Origin of the sequence: Paenibacillus sp. FSL H8-0048 (assembly GCF_038002825.1) — a bacterium.
GTDB lineage: Bacteria > Bacillota > Bacilli > Paenibacillales > Paenibacillaceae > Paenibacillus_AQ.
This window is the reverse complement of record NZ_JBBODF010000001.1, coordinates 5,925,318-5,943,302: the sequence shown is the minus strand read 5'-3', so window position 1 is coordinate 5,943,302 and position 17,985 is coordinate 5,925,318. Positions and strand designations below refer to the sequence as shown.

Below are 17,985 nucleotides of genomic sequence, written 5' to 3'. Positions count from 1 at the left end.
CCAGAACCAGCAAGAACAAGAGTGCCACAGACCTGTTCATTAATAGACTGACATTTCCCATAGAGAATAGCCGTATTGTGTGCCGCGCTCCGTCCCGTTCACCTTCACATACCGCGCGCTGACTGGAGTGAAGCTAATGTCATCGATATCCCCGTCTCCGGTTGTTGTCGCATAGACCGTTGCCCAGTTCGTTCCGTCTGCCGATGTCTCGATGGTATAGGCCTTGGCGTACGCGCCCTCCCAGTTCAGCAGCACACGGCTGACCGTCTGGGCAGAGCCTAGGTCAACCTGAATCCACTGCGGATCACTAAAGTCCGATTCCCAGCGGGTGCCTGCATTTCCGTCCACAGCTAGGGCAGCAGGCTGCTTCGGATTCTCCGCAGCAGTAACCGCTTTGTTCAGCGCAAGGTTTCCGGACGGTGTTGTTCCGCCAGTAATCACTTGCTGCACCGAAGTATCGGTGTATCCGTCTGCTGTTACTGTAACCGTGTAAGTCTTCGCTGCGGGGAACAGCGCGGTGTTCAGTGTGATTTTACCGGCTGCCACGGTATAATTCGTCGCTGCCGCTACAGTTCCATCCACCTTCATTGCAGTGATTGCATTTCTCCAGGCCGCATTCTCCGTGAATGTCAGCTCAATCGGCTGGCCGGCTGCGTTCCCGGTGATATCGGCTGTTAGGGCAGGCGGAGTAAGCGGTGTTACAGCGCTGCCGCTGCCGTACACCTCCAGCTCCCATAAGGAATACCCGTACGGCGTACCGCGCTCTGTGCCGTTCACCTTCACATACCGCGCGCTGACTGGAGTGAAGCTAATGTCATCGATATCCCCGTCTCCGGTTGTTGTCGCATAGACCGTTGCCCAGTTCGTTCCGTCTGCCGATGTCTCGATGGTATAGGCCTTGGCGTACGCGCCCTCCCAGTTCAGCAGCACACGGCTGACCGTCTGGGCAGAGCCTAGGTCAACCTGAATCCACTGCGGATCACTAAAGTCCGATTCCCAGCGGGTGCCCGCATTTCCGTCCACAGCTAGGGCAGCAGGCTGCTTCAGATTCTCCGAAGCGGTAACCGCCTTGTTCAGCGCAAGGTTTCCGGACGGTGTTGTTCCGCCAGTGATCACTTGCTGCACCGAAGTATCGGTGTATCCGTCTGCTGTTACTGTAACCGTGTAAGTCTTCGCTGCGGGGAACAGCGCGGTGTTCAGTGTGATTTTACCGGCTGTCACGGTATAATTCGTCGCTGCCGCTACAGTTCCATCCACCTTCACCGCAGTGATTGCATTTCTCCAGGCCGCATTCTCCGTGAACGTCAGCTCAATCAGCTGCCCGGCTGCATTATCGGTGGTATCGGCTGTCAGGGCAGGCGGAGTGAGCAGCGTATCTGTGGTTACCTTTGTCGGGTCCACCTTCACCAGCTTCCGGGCCTCGACCAGAGCTGAGCCTGTAACCCCTCCGCTATTGCGGAACGTAACGGTTATGGCCGCTTTCGTCGGATTCCAGACCAGCGCGCGGTAGTCCGAGCCTTTTTTATACACCGTTGCACTGTATCCGTTCTCTGCCCAAATGTCCTTGGTGCGTGATCCAAGCGTGGCCATATTGTGCACGAACCAGTACGTGTTGAACAATTCGTTCTGCTGCGGCAGTGCCGGATTCCATTTATTCAGTACCGCCTGCGGATCGCTCAGCGCCTGAATCGGCCAGACAATATGATACCAGTCCGGTTCCGGCCCGCCGTTATCGGCCACGAATCCGCTGTATAATCCGGCCGCCTTGGCCGTATCGAACCCGTAGCTGGTCAAATACTCTGCTGTAGGCAGCCAGTGAATGCCGTAGACATACACCGGATTCCCGTTAAAAAAGGTGCCGAAGAAATTGGAACTCCCGTAAATCTGTCCCACCGTTTTATGCGTATAGCCCGGCAGCCAGTTATCCTGGTCGTAGTTGAACCAGTACTGCTGCACCGCTCTTAGCTCCGTCGTGAAGCCCATAATGGACGCATCGCGGAAGGCTGTGTTGCCGGTCAGTGTGCTCCACATATACTGGCCGACCCAGCCGAACAGCGATTCTCCGGCCGCCTCCTGGTTATTGCCGCTGTCATTGTCGGCATAACCGCCGGCCCATGAATGACCTTCATACAGGTCGAAGTTGCGGAAGTAAGGATATTTCGGATCGCTCTTCGAGGGATTGGCATAATCCCGGATCAGCTCATCGACCATCCCGCTGAATTTGTTCCTGAAGTCGGTATCGTAGGTGGCAAGCACGGCGGAGGCAAAAACATAATAGCCATACGTGAAATGATGATCCGTGATGCCGGAGTTCGCACCGAACTCGCTGTGCTTATAGATCAGTGTTCCCCAGTCGGAGTTGTAGTCGAAATAATAATCGGGTTCACCCGAGGTGTACGTATACCAGTCTGTAAGCACTGCCTTCATCCGGGAGAGGAACAGATTCTTGTAGCTCTCATTCCCGATCTGATCGGCGATCAGCACGCCCATGGCCAGCGGATGCAGCTTCTTGCCCTGCCAGTACGCATCGGCCTGCATCAGATTGGTGGCGGTATCCGTATCCAGCAGCGCCAGGTAATCAAGCAGATCCTGACGGGAATAGGTGGAATCGCCCGGCTCGGTGAACTGCGGCACAATACCATAGAATTTATCCGTAGTGGCAAACGAATTGCCCTCTGTCACCTTCATCGTTCCGCGGATGGACGGGAAGGAGACGGCAGTCAGCGGTGTTGTGGTAACCTTCCACTGGTGGGGAAGCTGTGCCATCAGCGCGGTATTCGGGAAGCCCGAACGCTTGAGTTCTGTTACCGCGTTGAAGGTAGTTGTGACATCCGAAGTCGTCTCGTTGAAGGTATAGGCCACCTTGGTGTCCGTCACGAAAGCGTAGCCGTGCTGGTAGAAATAATTCAGATTGGACGGTGCCGGAAGTGCCGACAGGGACAGGTAATTCTGGCCTCCGCCGAGCTGGATTTTGAGCTTGGCGCCGACCCGCTTGAAGGTTGTACCGGCCGGAGCATACAGCCCATAGTGTCTGGTCACCATTACAGGCGTTGGCGCCCCGTTGGAATTGGTTACTGCAATGCCGATATGGTCTGCGGTCAAGGTGTCACCGTCAGCAGCCAGAACCGTTGTATTGCTCTCATTGAAGAAGCGTGCCCCTGCCGGCAGATACACCTCAGGACTGGACGGATCGCTGAATTGTGAATAGAGATAAGGCGAGCCTTTGACGAAAGTAGTCTTCATCTTCTCCGCAGCGCCATCGCTTAATACAGCTGTCGCCGACCAGTCGCCGTAACCGGTAATCCGGTTCGACATCCCTGAAGTATTAATGTTGCCGGCCATCAGGAACAGGTCCGGGCTTCCCGCCGCTTCCTGCGCCTTGCCGTCAGTGATTAAGTAGCCTGCGCCCGGATTCAGAATGCTTAGGCCCTGCTTGGTATATTTCGATTTGAGCGGAAGCGTGATAATGCCGTTGCCAAGCTGATTAATCATGATGGATTGCCACCAGTCATTGGAAGGCAGCGGCGCAGTCAACGTATCCGATTTATACAGCGGATATTTGGGCTGGGGAACCGAGAGATCATTCGCCGCATGGCTGCCCTGGCCTACGGCCACAGTAGTCAGCTCCGGCAAGGCCGGAATGTTATAGACCGGCTTCGAATCGCCTGCCACATAATCGTAGGCCTGGAATTCAAAGATCGAGTAACCGAAGGAGGTGGCTCTGCTGATGCCCTTCATCCGCAGATAGCGGCCGCTGGCATAGACGGGGAGATTAAGGGTGCCTCCGTCGCCGTGAAGCTCCCGGTATACCGTAGTCCATGAGGTTCCGTTATCCGAAACCTGAATATCATAGATCCGGCCGGCGGCTGCTTCCCAGTTAATAATCACCCGGCCCAGCGTGCGTATGCTGCCGAGGTCAACACTAATCCATTCATTATCGGTAGCGTTGGAGGACCAGCGTGTGTTCAGGTTACCGTCCACCGCCAGCTCCGGCAGGGTCGAGCCGGGAGGCAGATAGTCGGCCACCTGATAGGATGAAGCCGTCGCGGGCTTGTTCAAGGCCACATTTGGCCCCAGAACCACCGGAGGAGGATTTACGCCGCCGGTACCATATACCTCGAACTCATAGAGGGAGATGCCGTATTGCATCAGGATTCGCTCCGTGGCAAATACCCGGACATACCGGCCAGTGCCACTGAGCGTGAGCTCATCTACACCGCCATCACCTGTAGTTGTGGAGTAGATATCGCTCCACGTCAATTCGTCAGAGGATACCTGGATTTTGTAAGCCTTGGCGTAAGCCCCTTCCCAGCGGAGCACCACACGGTCTACGGTTGCGGTTGCCCCGAGATCTACATAAATCCAGTTCGGGTCCGTCCCCCATGAGCTGCTCCACCTTGAACCCGCATTGCCGTCCACCGCCAAATCCGGGGTATTATTACCCTCCGTGCCCGAGGCATACGCCGGCCGGTCTTTGGAGAGCAGATATGAGTCCGCAGCATGTGCCCGCCCGGGCGGAAGCGTCAGCACGACACTCAGCAGCATGATGATGCTCAGGACAAGAGCGGTCCCGCTCATTCCCTTACTGCGTCTTACTGTTTTTGAATATGCCATTCCTTAGTCCTCCTCTTTACGATTGAATTGCAGCTCTTCAGCCGGTAAATCTGGCTTTCTCGCTGTACACCTGGCTTTTTCCGGAGCTCTTTGCTCGGAGTTCATTTCCGGGAGTACTTATCCTGGAGTCCCTGTCCAGGAGTCCTTTACCCAGAGTCCTCATCAGCCCCCCCTTACCCTGCTTCTAGAAGTCTTGACCTTTTACACAAACGCTTTCATAGATTCATAATAAGTATCCATAATAAGCGTACCCTTTACCGAAACCGGTTGCAATTGCACAAATCAACGATTTTATGCAGAAAGTAAAGATTAAGTTAATTATGCAGCAACTCATCGTGTTCAGTCTACTATGTACCTTCCGCCCACGCTCCTACACGCCCATTGGCCTACACAGCACCATCCGGCGCATTGTAATCGGTTTTTCGATTACATTTGGTTCGCACACGACCACCCGGCGCATTGTAATCGGTTTTTCGATTACATTTGGTTTGCACACCACCATCCGGCGCATTGTAATCGGTTTTTCGATTACATTTGGTTCGCACACGACCACCCGGCGCATTGTAATCGGTTTTTCGATTACATTTGGTCCGCACACGACCACCCGGCGCATTGTAATCGGTTTTTCGATTACATTGTGCTCGCACACCGCCGTAACTCCGATTATGTTCGGTTTTTGGCATACATTTGGATCGCGCCGCCGCCGTAACTCCAATTGTGTTCGGTTTAATACGAAAATAAAAGTACCGGAAAATGCGCAGCAGAACGGGTTTTGACAAAAAAAGACCCACCGCCCCAAAAAAACGTTTCGTTTTTTTTGAAAAAGGGAAGACTATTGGATAGGATTTAATTGCACGCTATATCCTAACTGCTGGATATAGTTCACGTACCTATCTAACGTGTTTTTCTTGGACGTCTCATCGCCTAGTGAGACGTCTATTTCTTGGTATGACCTCTTCTCCCGCATCAGGGCATGGAGGATTCGAATCAGCAAATGCGCGGTGGCGACGTTTGCTTTTTTATCGCCTCTTCTCTTACGTATTCGTCGAAAAAATTGGCCGATCCGGTTCGAGGAGCGAGAGTTCGCCCAAGCCGCCTGACACAAGGCCCCTTTCAGATGCTTGTTCCCTTGCATCGTTTTTGACTTTCTTCGCTTTCCCGCGCTTTCGTTGTTCCCTGGACACACCCCCGCCCATGATGCAAACTGCGCATCACTCGGGAACATTTCCGCGACATGCGGCCCCACTTCGGCAAAGATGGTCACGGCAGACGTCCGCTCAATTCCTGGAATGGAGTCAATTTGTTCAATCACCTCCAGGTACGGTTCTGCCTTCGCCTCGATTCGAGCTTCCAGCTCCGTGATCCTTTTCTCCAAATAGACCAAGTGGTCCCAGTGGTCTCGAATCATCTCGCGGTGATGACGGCGCAACTTGCCATTGAGCGCGTCTAGCAACTGCGGAACTTTCTTTTTCAAACGGGTTTTGACCAGGTTTTTAACGGTCCCTTCGTCGATGACCTCGCCGTCCATGATCTTCTGGAGCAGGCCCCGTCCCGAAACCCCATATAGATCGGACATAAAGGTGGTTAGCTTAATGTTGGCATCCTGCAGGATTTTGTGAATGCGGTTTTTCTCCGCCGTCACCGCCTGCACCATCTTACTCCGGTAACGGGTCAAGTCTCGCAAATCCCGGATGTCTTGTTCGGGCACCATACTGCCTTCAATGAGCCCGCAACGGTGCAATTGCGCTAACCAGCGCGCATCTTGCATGTCACTTTTTCGACCCGGCGTATTCTTTACCCGCTGGGCGTTGGCCAAGACCAGATCACAACTGCCCTCTAAGATGTTCCATACCGGTTTCCATAACACGCCCGTACTCTCCATCACCACCTCCCGACAGCCTTGTTCACTCAGCCAATCTTGCAGGCCTAGCAATTCTTTGGTTGTCGTCCCAAAGGTTTTCAGGTGACATTGGGGTTTCTGTTCGATCGGTCCTTTCAACACGCAGGCCACAACGGTTTCCTGGTGCACGTCCAGACCGGCGCAACACATACGTACAGCATCCATTCCAATCATCCTCCATCGTCAGCTTACAAATCATGCGCTCGAGTGAGTGTAATTTAATACACGTACTTTTGGGGGCTACAATAGGCGATGCTCGAAAAGCGCAATAGAACAGTTTTTCGCACGGGGTGTATCCCAGTAACCGTTTCCGCCCTTTGATTTGTATATGTAGTGTTGACGACTACAGCCTCTTTTAGAATGGATGCGACGGATGCCACCCACTTATTTTCATTCCTGGGGGTGACAAGGTCTCTGTCTTGTCATGCCTGTTTAATACGAAAATAAAAGTACCGGAAAATGCGCAGCAGAACGGGTTTTGACAAAAAAAGACCCACCGCCCCAAAAAAACGTTTCGTTTTTTTTGAAAAAGGGAAGACTATTGGATAGGATTTAATTGCACGCTATATCCTAACTGCTGGATATAGTTCACGTACCTATCTAACGTGTTTTTCTTGGACGTCTCATCGCCTAGTGAGACGTCTATTTCTTGGTATGACCTCTTCTCCCGCATCAGGGCATGGAGGATTCGAATCAGCAAATGCGCGGTGGCGACGTTTGCTTTTTTATCGCCTCTTCTCTTACGTATTCGTCGAAAAAATTGGCCGATCCGGTTCGAGGAGCGAGAGTTCGCCCAAGCCGCCTGACACAAGGCCCCTTTCAGATGCTTGTTCCCTTGCATCGTTTTTGACTTTCTTCGCTTTCCCGCGCTTTCGTTGTTCCCTGGACACACCCCCGCCCATGATGCAAACTGCGCATCACTCGGGAACATTTCCGCGACATGCGGCCCCACTTCGGCAAAGATGGTCACGGCAGACGTCCGCTCAATTCCTGGAATGGAGTCAATTTGTTCAATCACCTCCAGGTACGGTTCTGCCTTCGCCTCGATTCGAGCTTCCAGCTCCGTGATCCTTTTCTCCAAATAGACCAAGTGGTCCCAGTGGTCTCGAATCATCTCGCGGTGATGACGGCGCAACTTGCCATTGAGCGCGTCTAGCAACTGCGGAACTTTCTTTTTCAAACGGGTTTTGACCAGGTTTTTAACGGTCCCTTCGTCGATGACCTCGCCGTCCATGATCTTCTGGAGCAGGCCCCGTCCCGAAACCCCATATAGATCGGACATAAAGGTGGTTAGCTTAATGTTGGCATCCTGCAGGATTTTGTGAATGCGGTTTTTCTCCGCCGTCACCGCCTGCACCATCTTACTCCGGTAACGGGTCAAGTCTCGCAAATCCCGGATGTCTTGTTCGGGCACCATACTGCCTTCAATGAGCCCGCAACGGTGCAATTGCGCTAACCAGCGCGCATCTTGCATGTCACTTTTTCGACCCGGCGTATTCTTTACCCGCTGGGCGTTGGCCAAGACCAGATCACAACTGCCCTCTAAGATGTTCCATACCGGTTTCCATAACACGCCCGTACTCTCCATCACCACCTCCCGACAGCCTTGTTCACTCAGCCAATCTTGCAGGCCTAGCAATTCTTTGGTTGTCGTCCCAAAGGTTTTCAGGTGACATTGGGGTTTCTGTTCGATCGGTCCTTTCAACACGCAGGCCACAACGGTTTCCTGGTGCACGTCCAGACCGGCGCAACACATACGTACAGCATCCATTCCAATCATCCTCCATCGTCAGCTTACAAATCATGCGCTCGAGTGAGTGTAATTTAATACACGTACTTTTGGGGGCTACAATAGGCGATGCTCGAAAAGCGCAATAGAACAGTTTTTCGCACGGGGTGTATCCCAGTAACCGTTTCCGCCCTTTGATTTGTATATGTAGTGTTGACGACTACAGCCTCTTTTAGAATGGATGCGACGGATGCCACCCACTTATTTTCATTCCTGGGGGTGACAAGGTCTCTGTCTTGTCATGCCTGTTTTTCGCATACATTTGGCCCGCGCGCCGCCGTAACTCCAATTGTGTTCGGTTCTTCGCATACATTTGGCCCGCGCGCCTCCGTAACTCCAATTGTGTTCGGTTTTTCGCATACATTTGGCCCGCGCGCCCCCGCAACTCCAATTGTGTTCGGTTTTTCACATACATTTGGCCCGCGCGCCTCCGTAACTCCAATTGTGTTCGGTTTTCCCCATACATTTGGCCCTCCCTTTGCCTTCCAGGGGTACCTTCACTGCCTACCCAAACCCAAAAAAAGCCGGCCCTATGTGGGCCGGTTACCATTTCGTTACCGTTCTAGCCTATCTATATTGACGACTCCTCATCATTGAGCGCCTCCAGAATCTGACCGGCCAGCTTCTCGCCGATGGACAGCACCTTGAAGTCCTCGATGGAGGCTTCCTTGATCTTCTTAAGCGACCCGAAATGCTTCAGCAGCAGCTTACGGCGCTTATCCCCAATGCCCGGAATCGAATCCAGCTTCGAGGTGACCATCGATTTGCCGCGCTGCTCCCGGTGGAACGTAATGGCGAATCGATGAACCTCATCCTGGATACGCTGCAGCAGGTAGAACTCCTGGCTGTCTCGCGCGAGCGAGACCGGCTCGGCGGAGTCGCCGACCAGCAGCTGGGCGGTTCTGTGCTTGTCATCCTTGACCAGACCGCAGACGGGAATGAACAATCCCAGCTCATTCTGCAGAATATCGATCGCCGAAGAGATCTGGCCCTTCCCTCCATCGACTACGATCAGATCCGGCTGCGGCAGATTCTCCTTCAGCACCCGTTCATAACGCCGCCGGATCACCTCGCGCATCGTCTCATAATCATCCGGCCCCTGTACGGTGCGGACCTTATACTTACGGTACTCTTTGCGGGCAGGCTTACCGTCGATGAAGACCACCATGGCCGAGACCGGATTGGCCCCCTGAATATTCGAGTTATCGAACGCTTCGATCCGGTTCAGCGAGTCCAGCCCCAGGCTCTGCCCCAAACTGCTGGCCGCCCCGGAGGTACGCTCTTCGTCCCGCTCGATCAGGCGGAATTTCTCATTCAGCGCAACCCGGCTGTTCTGGCAGGCCATGCCGATCATCTGCTTCTTCAGCCCGCGCTGCGGCACCAGTACCTTGATGCCCAGCCACTCCTGCAGAGCGGCTGCGCCTCCGGCCGCATCCACGGTCCCTTCAGCTGCCGCCTCCTGCTCTGTCAGCCCCTGCACAGCTTCAGCCGCCTCTTGCTCCGATTGCTTTTGCAGCATTTCTGCCGCAGCCAGAGCACCCGCAAGGGCCTCCACTGAAATTCCCGTCTCACCGGTCTGCTCCCCGGCCTTCGTCTCACCGGCCTTCGTCTCACCGGTCTGCTCCCCGGCCTCCGACTCATCCTCTGCGCCCAAGGCCGCCATCAGCGCCTGGCCGCTCGGCATCACACCGGCTGCCTGCACACCGCTTTCCTGGCCAGACACGCCTCCCCCTTCCGGCGGAAGCATTCCGGCGCTTGCCATATCCGGCAGCAGGATTTCCTGCGGCAGTGCGGGATTATCGCTGTAATACTGCGTCACATAAGACATGAAGTCACTGTACGCCTCCCCGTAGAACGGAAAAGCCGACGAGTGGCGCTGAATCATTTTCCCCTGCCGCATGTAGAGGATTTGCACACACATCCAGCCCTTGTCCACCGCATAGCCGAACACGTCACGGTCCTTGGTGTCAGCCGTATTGATCTTCTGCTTCTCCATGACGGCGTCGATGTGTTGTATCTGGTCGCGCAGCTCCTTGGCCCGCTCGAAATACAGCTCCTCGGCGGCCTCCTGCATCTTCTTCTGCAAGTCCTTCTTCACCGCATCATGTCCGCCCCCTAGGAAGGAAGAGATATTCTGTATAATCTCCTCGTAGGCCGACTTCGGCACTTCCTTCTCGCACGGCGCAAGGCACTGGCCCATGTGATAGTACAGGCAGACCTCCTTCGGCATCACCCCGCACTTACGCAGCGGGTACATCCGGTCGAGCAGCTTCTTGGTCTGCTGGGCGGCGTAGCTGTTCGGATACGGTCCGAAATATTTAGCTTTATCTTTCAGCACCCGGCGGGTAACCTCCAGGCGCGGATGGGCTTCGTTGGTGATTTTCAGATAAGGAAAGGTCTTATCATCCTTCAGCAGCACATTGTAACGCGGCATATGCTTCTTGATCAGATTGCACTCCAGAATGAGTGCTTCCATATTACTCGATGTCACGATATATTCGAAATCAACAATATTGGCAACCAGCCGCTGCGTCTTCCCGTTGTGGCTGCCGGTAAAATAAGAGCGCACCCGGTTCTTCAGCACCTTGGCCTTGCCGACATAGATGATCGTGCCCTCTTGATTCTTCATCAGATAGCAGCCGGGCAGATCAGGCAGCAGCGCAAGCTTGTTGCGGATATTATCCATATAATCCATAAGTTCTCCCCCACCTGTTACTACACGGTTATAAGGTAAGTTTAGAATAGAATGTACTACACATTCAAGCCTTAATATAGAACACCCGTTTCTATCGACAGACAAAGCGCCCCCGGAGTACCGAAGGCGCTTTGTCTGAAGGGGCCGTAAGGCCCCGGTTACAGCAGGTTATATCAATTATTGGTGCTTAGCTACGATATTCTTAAGGGAATCCTTGGAGTTCAGTCCTACGACTTTGTCCACAGGCTGGCCGTCTTTGAAGAAGATCAGAGTGGGAATACTCATTACTCCAAAACGGGAAGCTGTCTCAGGATTCTCATCCACGTTCAATTTAGCGATCTTCACATCGTCACCCAGCTCGGTAGACAATTCCTCGAGAATAGGGGCAAGCATTTTGCAAGGGCCGCACCAAGGTGCCCAGAAATCTACTACTACAGTACCTTGACCTTCCACTTCATTCACGAAGGATTGGTCAGACACGTTCACGATAGCCATGATATTGTTCCTCCTTAGATAAGTTTTGTGAGCCTAAGCTGTACGAAATAACCTCCGCTTCTATAGCCTGAGCCAAGTCCGCAGAATTTACTCCGAAATCATAGCGGGATAAAATGCTTCATGTAATATGATAACCAGATTATCATTTACCGACACATCCTCAGTATAACATAAATACAATGCATTTGTTATATATTTTAAAAAATTATATTGTATAAAATTAATTTGTAATATCCAGCTTCATCGTCCAGGAGGTTCCAGAAATTCCGTGAAACTGAAACCCGAGTCTGTCATATAACCGGACGGCCGCCTCCTGCGGTTCCATAGGTCTTATATGTATCATTAAATCACCCTTATTATCTTTACATCTTCCCTGCATCTTCGTATACTTGAAGAAAGCGCATTAATTGTCAATGACTTCTCTCACATGTATAACTGTAACCCACTTCACGCAGTCATGCAACAGCAAGGAGGAAGAAGCGAATGGACGTCAATGTCAACGCACAGGTCCGTGACCCGCGGGAGCATATTAATGAGGAGCCCCGCAACGATCTCGGTGATCTTATGGTCGGTTTCTTCGGAATGACCGGCTTCATGACCGTGGTCTTCTTCGGAATGGTAATCATCAAGTATTTGTCCGAATAGCTGCTTAAGCGCAGTGTCCGGTATTCTTCGCCCGCGTCAGGGCAGGATGCCGGATTTTTTTGCGTTCAGGTTGCGTTTTATCACGAATCATTAATAATAACATAAATTTACAATTTAATAAAAAGAAAACACATTTTTGTTTCACAGGAGCCGTGTTACTCTGTATGCGAAAGCGCTCTTATACCTATTTGGAGGAGGAAAAAAGAATGAAAAAGCTTGTCAGCCTTGCTGCTGCAGGCTTGTTGGCATCGGCGCTGTATTCCCCGGTATCGTTCGCTGACAACCCTGTTGTACAGACCATCTACACGGCAGACCCGGCCCCGCTGGTATACAATGATACGGTCTACCTGTACACCGGACATGACGAAGACAACTCGACCTACTATACGATGAATGATTGGAGGGTCTACTCTTCCAAGGACATGGCGAACTGGACAGATCACGGGTCACCGCTATCCTACAAGGCGTTCAGCTGGTCGAGCGGAGAAGCTTGGGCCAGCCAGGTTATTGAGCGCAACGGCAAGTTCTACTTTTATGTCACCGCCAAAAGCACTTCGCTCGGACGGCCCGCCATCGGCGTAGCCGTCTCCAGCAGCCCAACCGGCCCGTTCGTGGACGCTATCGGAGGGCCGCTCGTCTCCAGCAGCTGGGGCGACATTGATCCAACGGTATATGTGGACAGTGACGGCCAGGCTTATCTCTACTGGGGGAACCCTACACTGAAATATGTGAAGCTGAACCCGGATATGATCTCCTACAACCAGAGCACAGGTATTGTGCAGGTGCCCATGACCACAGACAGCTTCGGGGTGCGAAACGGCAATGCTGACAGACCAACCCTCTACGAAGAAGGGCCCTGGTTCTACAAGCGCGGCAGCTTATACTACATGGTCTACGCCGCAAGCGGCATTCCTGAGAATATCGCTTATTCCACCAGCTCTTCACCGACCGGACCGTGGAAGTACAGAGGGATCATTATGCCCACCCAGGGCGGCAGCTTCACGAATCATCCCGGCATCATCGACTTCAAAGGGCGCTCCTATTTCTTTTATCATAATGGGGCCTTGCCTGGAGGGGGCGGCTTCACCCGGTCAGTGGGGGTCGAGCAATTCACCTACAACGCGGACGGAAGCTTCCCGGTCATCAACATGACAACCGCCGGGCCGCAGCCCATCGCCACTCTTAACCCCTATGTCAGAACACAAGCCGAGACCAGCGCATGGGCAGCCGGGGTAGAGACCGAGACCACCTCGGATACGGACGGGGGAATAAATGTCGGCTTCATCGATCATGGCGATTATCTCAAAATCAAAAATGTGAACTTCGGCGCCGGAGCTTCCGGCTTCGAGGCCCGGGTAGCGTCAGCAGGCAGCGGCGGTACTATCGAACTGCGGCTGGACAGTCCAACCGGAACCCTGGTCGGCACCTGTGCGGTTCAGAATACCGGAGGCTGGCAGAGCTGGGTAACCAAGACCTGCACAGTCAGCGGAGCAAGCGGCACTCATGACCTCTACCTGAAATTCACGGGCGGCAGCGGATACCTGTTCAATATCAATTGGTGGAAATTCAGCGCCAGCTGAATCTAAGCATACCAGTGGAAACGGCATTGCCGTTTTTTTAAAGAGACGGGAACGTTTCAGCGAGAAATAGAAGGATAATTTATAGCGTAAAACATATAAATCTGCAAAAAAGGGACCCCGCTCAGATGCAGGGTCCCTTTTTTATATTATTAAAAACTCAGCCTCTGGCCTTGCCCCGCTGGTTCTCTCCATGCAGCGGAATCACCTCAACGAACGGGGCGATCCGGTCCATCAGCCGCTGGCCCTTGTAGACCTCTTCCCCGTCCTTGCTGGTGATGCTGAGATGCTTCTCCAGCCCGTCCAGCGGATAATTCGAGGTGTAGAAGGTCGGCTTGCGGTTCATCCGGTAGTTCAGGATCGCTCCGAGTACATGGTCACGCGCCCAGGGATTGAGATTCTCCGCTCCGATGTCATCGAAGATGAGCAGATCACAGTTCTTCATCGTATCGACCATTTCCTTCAGCTTCTGGTTGTCCATCATGATCAGCTTCAGTTCCTCGATGAAATCCGGCATGTAGACAATCACGCCGCTGTAGCCCGAGATCGCCAGCTCATGGAGCAGATAGCACATCAGGAAGGTTTTGCCGGTGCCGAAGCTGCCCTGCAGATAAATGCCCCGCGAAGTCAGGCCCTCTGCCCGCACAGCTGCTATATAGTCAAATATCTTGTTCACGGCTGAGGCCCGCCGGGGGTCCTTGCCCATAATATCCATCTCATCATATCCGCCGTTCAGCACCCGTTCATCCACATAGAAGCTGCGGATCCGCTTGCGGACATTATCCTGATTATCCTGTGCAATCTTCAGCTTGCACGGCGTCTTGCGTTCATACAAATCCGTTACACCGTTCACCGTCTCCACCGACAGCTTGCTGTAATGCCCCTGGAAATCATTCGGGCAATTCGCCAGGCCGGGGCAGTTCTTACAGTGCCGGTCCTCCTCGACATACTGGTACAGACGGCTCAAGTGCAGCCGCAGCCGGGACTCGTCCAGCTCGGGATGCTCCGCCTGAAGCTCCTTGACCAGGGGATGGTTCAGCAGGGTCTGCTCCAGGTCACGGGAGCGCTGGCGCAGAGCAGGGTTGTTCATCGAACGCAGCACTTCGCCCATGGACTCCATCGCTGCACCTCACTTTCTTCAGGGCGTCCTCAGAACGCCTTTTTTCTTGCTGGCCTTGATCTCGGCCGCTTTCTTCATCATCGCCGCGAATTCCTCTTCCGATACGGTTCCGGCACTGCCGTCATCAAGCACAATCGGAATCTCCTGCTTGCCGGACCGCCCGCCGCTCTTCGTATAGGAACGCTGGCGTGTTCCAGCAGTGCCTGTGCCGGAGGAGGCGGAGGCCGCCCCCTTGCCCTTCACCTTGGACTGGTCGCGGATATAGCGCACGGCCTTCTCGTAAGTATTCACCTGCTTCACCAGCATATTGGAGGCAATCGCCTCCACGAAGTTGCGGTTCATCCGCTGATCGCCGCCGGAAGCCACCATCGTCATCAGATAATGGATCAGCACATTGATCACTTCGCCGCTGAGCTTATAGTTCAAATCAATCTTCTCGAAGATATCCATCAGCTGGCCCGGAACCGCCCCGGGGAAGAACGTCTGCAACAACCGTGTATAAGGCTCGTTGCGCAGCATCATATTATATTGGTGAATGTCGCATTTGGACAGAAATTGCGGAGGCACTTCTACATAGAACTCCATTTCGACAGCCTGCTCCACCGGCACTGCGGTGGGATCATTCTCTTCCTCAGCGGCGGAGCGCAACGACACCACCTTGGCGGCGGCAATCTCTCTTTTCTCCTGGCGCTTCATATCCTGACGGAAATGCTGGCTCGCCTTGTATTGCAGCGTATCCAGAATCACCTCTCCGTCCGGCGTGAAGACATCATCCTCATCCAGCAGGCGGCATACATCCTGCGGGCCAAGCTCGTATTTGCGGGCCACATAATTAATGACGCCCATCTGATTATGGTCAAAGCGCAGCTTCTCGACATGCGCACGGTTCACCGATTCACGCGGGAAGCGCAGAATAATATCGCTGTAGGCTATATTCGGCTCAGCGTCTTGGGTGGTGCCAGGCTGACGCACGGAGGCTACCTCGGCCAGGGCCTGCTCCAGCTCATAGTCGATCACATGGGTATTCAGCTCAAAAATATCATAAAAGGGCAGTGAAATATTCTCTTTTCCCATCGACCGCCCGCTCCATTCCTCGGGTTCCCGGTGCCAGAACTGCTCGCGCAGCGACAGCACAGCGAACTTGCCGATCTTATCCCGGAGCAGCAGCGTCAGATGCTGGGTTGCAAAAAAATCAGCCGGCGACAGCGGCGGCATTAGCTCGTACTCGTACATATAATCATCGTTCTCCGCGGCATACAGCCGGCAGGTCTGCAGCAGGCCCACCGCTTCCAGCCGGGAAGCCTGGTCTACCATATATTTACGGCCCTTCTCGTTAGGTTCAACGCCCAGGGTCATAAAGAGCCTGCGCTGCTGCTCCACACCGGAATAACCGATAGATTCAGCCGGAATATGCTCGAACAGCAATCTGTACAGGCTGATGGCGAACGCGCCTACCATTGGCTGATAAACAGAGCCCAGCATCCGTCCGTCCAGCTGGCTTAGACCGAATTCGCGGGACACGCAGTACCGATGATGTTCAGTGAAATGATGCAGGTTGCTCATACGCATCTGCGGATACCTCCCCCTCTTCTATACGATATACGAATTCATATAGATTTCTATTCTATCACAAAACACCCGGCCGGAAATGTAAAATAAAGATGAATCCTTGGCACTTCTGGCGGAAAAAGCAAAAAAACGGCTCCCCCCTTTACAGGAGATTAGCCGTTACTTGTTGTAGCGCCCTTCAGGCAGCGCTTAGAACATTTTGTATCCGCCCAGCCTCAGCTTCTGAATCGTCCAGCCGCTCAGCACCGCTCCGGCAAGACCGGCGATCCCGGTAAGATAATCCACGATGTGGAAGGTAGAGAGGTGCTCCCATAGGGACATCGCGCTCCGGTCCCAGATGGAATAGACCACCACCGGAAGAATAACAATGACGAACAGATAGGCAGGGAACCAGGTAGTCTTCATCAGCATGTTAAGAATGAAGCCAATGCCGAACATCATCACAAAGAATAAAACGGCCAGAACAAACACCGGAATAAATCCCATCGTACCGCCATCCCCTCTCTCTATAAAGAACCGCACACTCAAGCTTATATAATAGTAAGTTTACTAGAAAAAATGTAGCGAAGCAATGAACATTATCGCGCTAAATACCGGAATAAGCGTGAAAGGGGGCCCCGGCGTTTGCTCTCTGCCGCCCGCTGCGCTACAATGCAAATAGCACCCGACCTATGTTCATACATATTTAAGGTATGCGGACAAAGAAGATTTTACGCGAGGATATTCCACCGATAATTGATAAGGAGTGAACAGCTTGAACGAAGCCGCTTTGACACTGGAAGGCTGGTATGCGCTGCATGACTTCCGCTCGCTGAACTGGACAGCCTGGACGGCAGCAGATGACGAGGAACGGGCAGTTGCCCTGGAGGAGCTGCATGCCTTCATGCAGGAATGGGGGCCTGTCGAGGAAGCGAAGGAAGGCAGCACTGCCGTCTATTCCATCGTGGGCCAGAAGGCTGATTTCGTGATGATGTTTCTGCGGGAGAGTCTGGAGGCGCTGAATGCGCTGGAGACCGCTTTTAACAAAATCGCCTTTGCCCAATATACAACGAAGGCCTACTCCTACGTAAGCATCGTTGAGCTCAGCAACTATGCCGCAGGAGGAAGCGCCGGAGACGGCAGCGACCCTATGCAGAACCCGCATGTGGCTGCCCGGCTGAAGCCTGTACTGCCGCAAATGAAGCATATCTGCTTCTACCCGATGAACAAGAAGCGTGAGCTGGCCGACAACTGGTACATGCTGGATATGGAGAAGCGCCGGGAGCTGATGTATTCGCACGGCCTGATCGGCCGCAGCTATGCAGGTAAGGTGAAGCAAATCATTACCGGCTCTGTCGGCTTCGATGACTGGGAATGGGGCGTAACGCTGTTCGCCGAGGATGCCCTGCAGTTCAAGAAGCTCGTCTACGAGATGCGCTTCGACGAAGTCAGCGCCCGCTACGGCGAGTTCGGCCCCTTCTACGTCGGCAACCTGCTGAACGAGGAATCGTTCGAGGAGATGCTGAAGCTGTAAAAGTATACATGCAAATAGACCGCCCCCCCTCTAGCAAAGGTATGCGGTCTATTTGTCGTATACTGTTT

Annotated in this window: 12 protein-coding genes; 3 read left to right on the top strand and 9 right to left on the bottom strand. The window is 53.4% G+C overall.

Annotated elements, in window-relative coordinates; genetic code table 11:
* Nucleotides 1-39 precede the first annotated feature (39 nt).
* The 6 genes from NSU18_RS25735 to trxA all read right to left on the bottom strand — a co-directional run bounded on the left by NSU18_RS25735 (nucleotide 40) and on the right by trxA (nucleotide 11,493).
* A complete protein-coding gene (locus tag NSU18_RS25735; protein ID WP_341150382.1) occupies nucleotides 40-4,614 on the bottom strand; it encodes a galactose-binding domain-containing protein in 4,575 nt (1,524 codons plus the stop codon).
* 370 nt (nucleotides 4,615-4,984) lie between these two features.
* Nucleotides 4,985-5,263 carry a hypothetical protein gene (locus tag NSU18_RS25730; protein ID WP_341150381.1) on the bottom strand — a complete coding sequence of 93 codons (279 nt, stop codon included), beginning with the start codon at nucleotides 5,261-5,263 and terminating at the stop codon, nucleotides 4,985-4,987.
* A 183-nt stretch (nucleotides 5,264-5,446) separates the two neighbouring features.
* Nucleotides 5,447-6,679 (bottom strand): IS110 family transposase, encoded by a 1,233-nt coding sequence (locus NSU18_RS25725; protein ID WP_341148273.1) that lies wholly within the window; start codon nucleotides 6,677-6,679, stop codon nucleotides 5,447-5,449.
* A 373-nt stretch (nucleotides 6,680-7,052) separates the two neighbouring features.
* Nucleotides 7,053-8,285 carry an IS110 family transposase gene (locus NSU18_RS25720; RefSeq protein ID WP_341148273.1) on the bottom strand — a complete coding sequence of 411 codons (1,233 nt, stop codon included), beginning with the start codon at nucleotides 8,283-8,285 and terminating at the stop codon, nucleotides 7,053-7,055.
* Nucleotides 8,286-8,874: 589 nt separating this feature from the next.
* A complete protein-coding gene (gene uvrC, locus NSU18_RS25715; RefSeq protein WP_341016924.1) occupies nucleotides 8,875-10,998 on the bottom strand; it encodes an excinuclease ABC subunit UvrC in 2,124 nt (707 codons plus the stop codon).
* Nucleotides 10,999-11,175: 177 nt separating this feature from the next.
* Nucleotides 11,176-11,493, bottom strand: a complete 318-nt coding sequence (gene trxA / locus NSU18_RS25710) for a thioredoxin (protein WP_036701616.1) — start codon at nucleotides 11,491-11,493, stop codon at nucleotides 11,176-11,178.
* Between the two features lie 483 nt (nucleotides 11,494-11,976).
* Between trxA and NSU18_RS25705 the strand changes: the two genes are divergently transcribed.
* Nucleotides 11,977-12,138, top strand: coding sequence for a YqzM family protein (locus NSU18_RS25705; RefSeq protein WP_341150380.1), 162 nt, complete (start codon nucleotides 11,977-11,979; stop codon nucleotides 12,136-12,138).
* Nucleotides 12,139-12,344: 206 nt separating this feature from the next.
* Entirely contained in the window at nucleotides 12,345-13,718 is a 1,374-nt protein-coding gene (locus tag NSU18_RS25700) for a glycoside hydrolase family 43 protein (protein ID WP_341150379.1), read from the top strand.
* A 157-nt stretch (nucleotides 13,719-13,875) separates the two neighbouring features.
* Here the strand turns inward: NSU18_RS25700 and dnaI are convergent, their stop codons facing one another.
* The 3 genes from dnaI to NSU18_RS25685 form a co-directional block, all read right to left on the bottom strand.
* Entirely contained in the window at nucleotides 13,876-14,835 is a 960-nt protein-coding gene (dnaI, locus tag NSU18_RS25695; protein ID WP_341016919.1) for a primosomal protein DnaI, read from the bottom strand.
* An 18-nt stretch (nucleotides 14,836-14,853) separates the two neighbouring features.
* Entirely contained in the window at nucleotides 14,854-16,404 is a 1,551-nt protein-coding gene (locus tag NSU18_RS25690) for a helicase DnaB (RefSeq protein WP_341150378.1), read from the bottom strand.
* 189 nt (nucleotides 16,405-16,593) lie between these two features.
* The gene (locus tag NSU18_RS25685; protein ID WP_025707684.1) at nucleotides 16,594-16,890 is read right to left on the bottom strand and encodes a YuiB family protein; all 297 of its coding nucleotides are present in this window, start codon (nucleotides 16,888-16,890) and stop codon (nucleotides 16,594-16,596) included.
* Between the two features lie 268 nt (nucleotides 16,891-17,158).
* Here NSU18_RS25685 and hemQ point away from each other — a divergent pair, with 268 nt between their 5' ends.
* Entirely contained in the window at nucleotides 17,159-17,917 is a 759-nt protein-coding gene (gene hemQ, locus NSU18_RS25680; RefSeq protein WP_341016916.1) for a hydrogen peroxide-dependent heme synthase, read from the top strand.
* Nucleotides 17,918-17,985 lie beyond the last annotated feature (68 nt).

Excerpts from the sequence above, each read along its gene's own strand:
- NSU18_RS25735 (WP_341150382.1), bottom strand. The coding sequence starts at position 4,614 with ATGGCATATTCAAAAACAGTAAGACGCAGTAAGGGAATGAGCGGGACC.
- NSU18_RS25725 (WP_341148273.1), bottom strand. The coding sequence starts at position 6,679 with ATGGATGCTGTACGTATGTGTTGCGCCGGTCTGGACGTGCACCAGGAA.
- NSU18_RS25720 (WP_341148273.1), bottom strand. The coding sequence starts at position 8,285 with ATGGATGCTGTACGTATGTGTTGCGCCGGTCTGGACGTGCACCAGGAA.
- uvrC (WP_341016924.1), bottom strand. The coding sequence starts at position 10,998 with ATGGATTATATGGATAATATCCGCAACAAGCTTGCGCTGCTGCCTGAT.
- trxA (WP_036701616.1), bottom strand. The coding sequence starts at position 11,493 with ATGGCTATCGTGAACGTGTCTGACCAATCCTTCGTGAATGAAGTGGAA.
- NSU18_RS25705 (WP_341150380.1), top strand. The coding sequence starts at position 11,977 with ATGGACGTCAATGTCAACGCACAGGTCCGTGACCCGCGGGAGCATATT.
- NSU18_RS25700 (WP_341150379.1), top strand. The coding sequence starts at position 12,345 with ATGAAAAAGCTTGTCAGCCTTGCTGCTGCAGGCTTGTTGGCATCGGCG.
- dnaI (WP_341016919.1), bottom strand. The coding sequence starts at position 14,835 with ATGGAGTCCATGGGCGAAGTGCTGCGTTCGATGAACAACCCTGCTCTG.
- NSU18_RS25690 (WP_341150378.1), bottom strand. The coding sequence starts at position 16,404 with ATGCGTATGAGCAACCTGCATCATTTCACTGAACATCATCGGTACTGC.
- NSU18_RS25685 (WP_025707684.1), bottom strand. The coding sequence starts at position 16,890 with ATGGGATTTATTCCGGTGTTTGTTCTGGCCGTTTTATTCTTTGTGATG.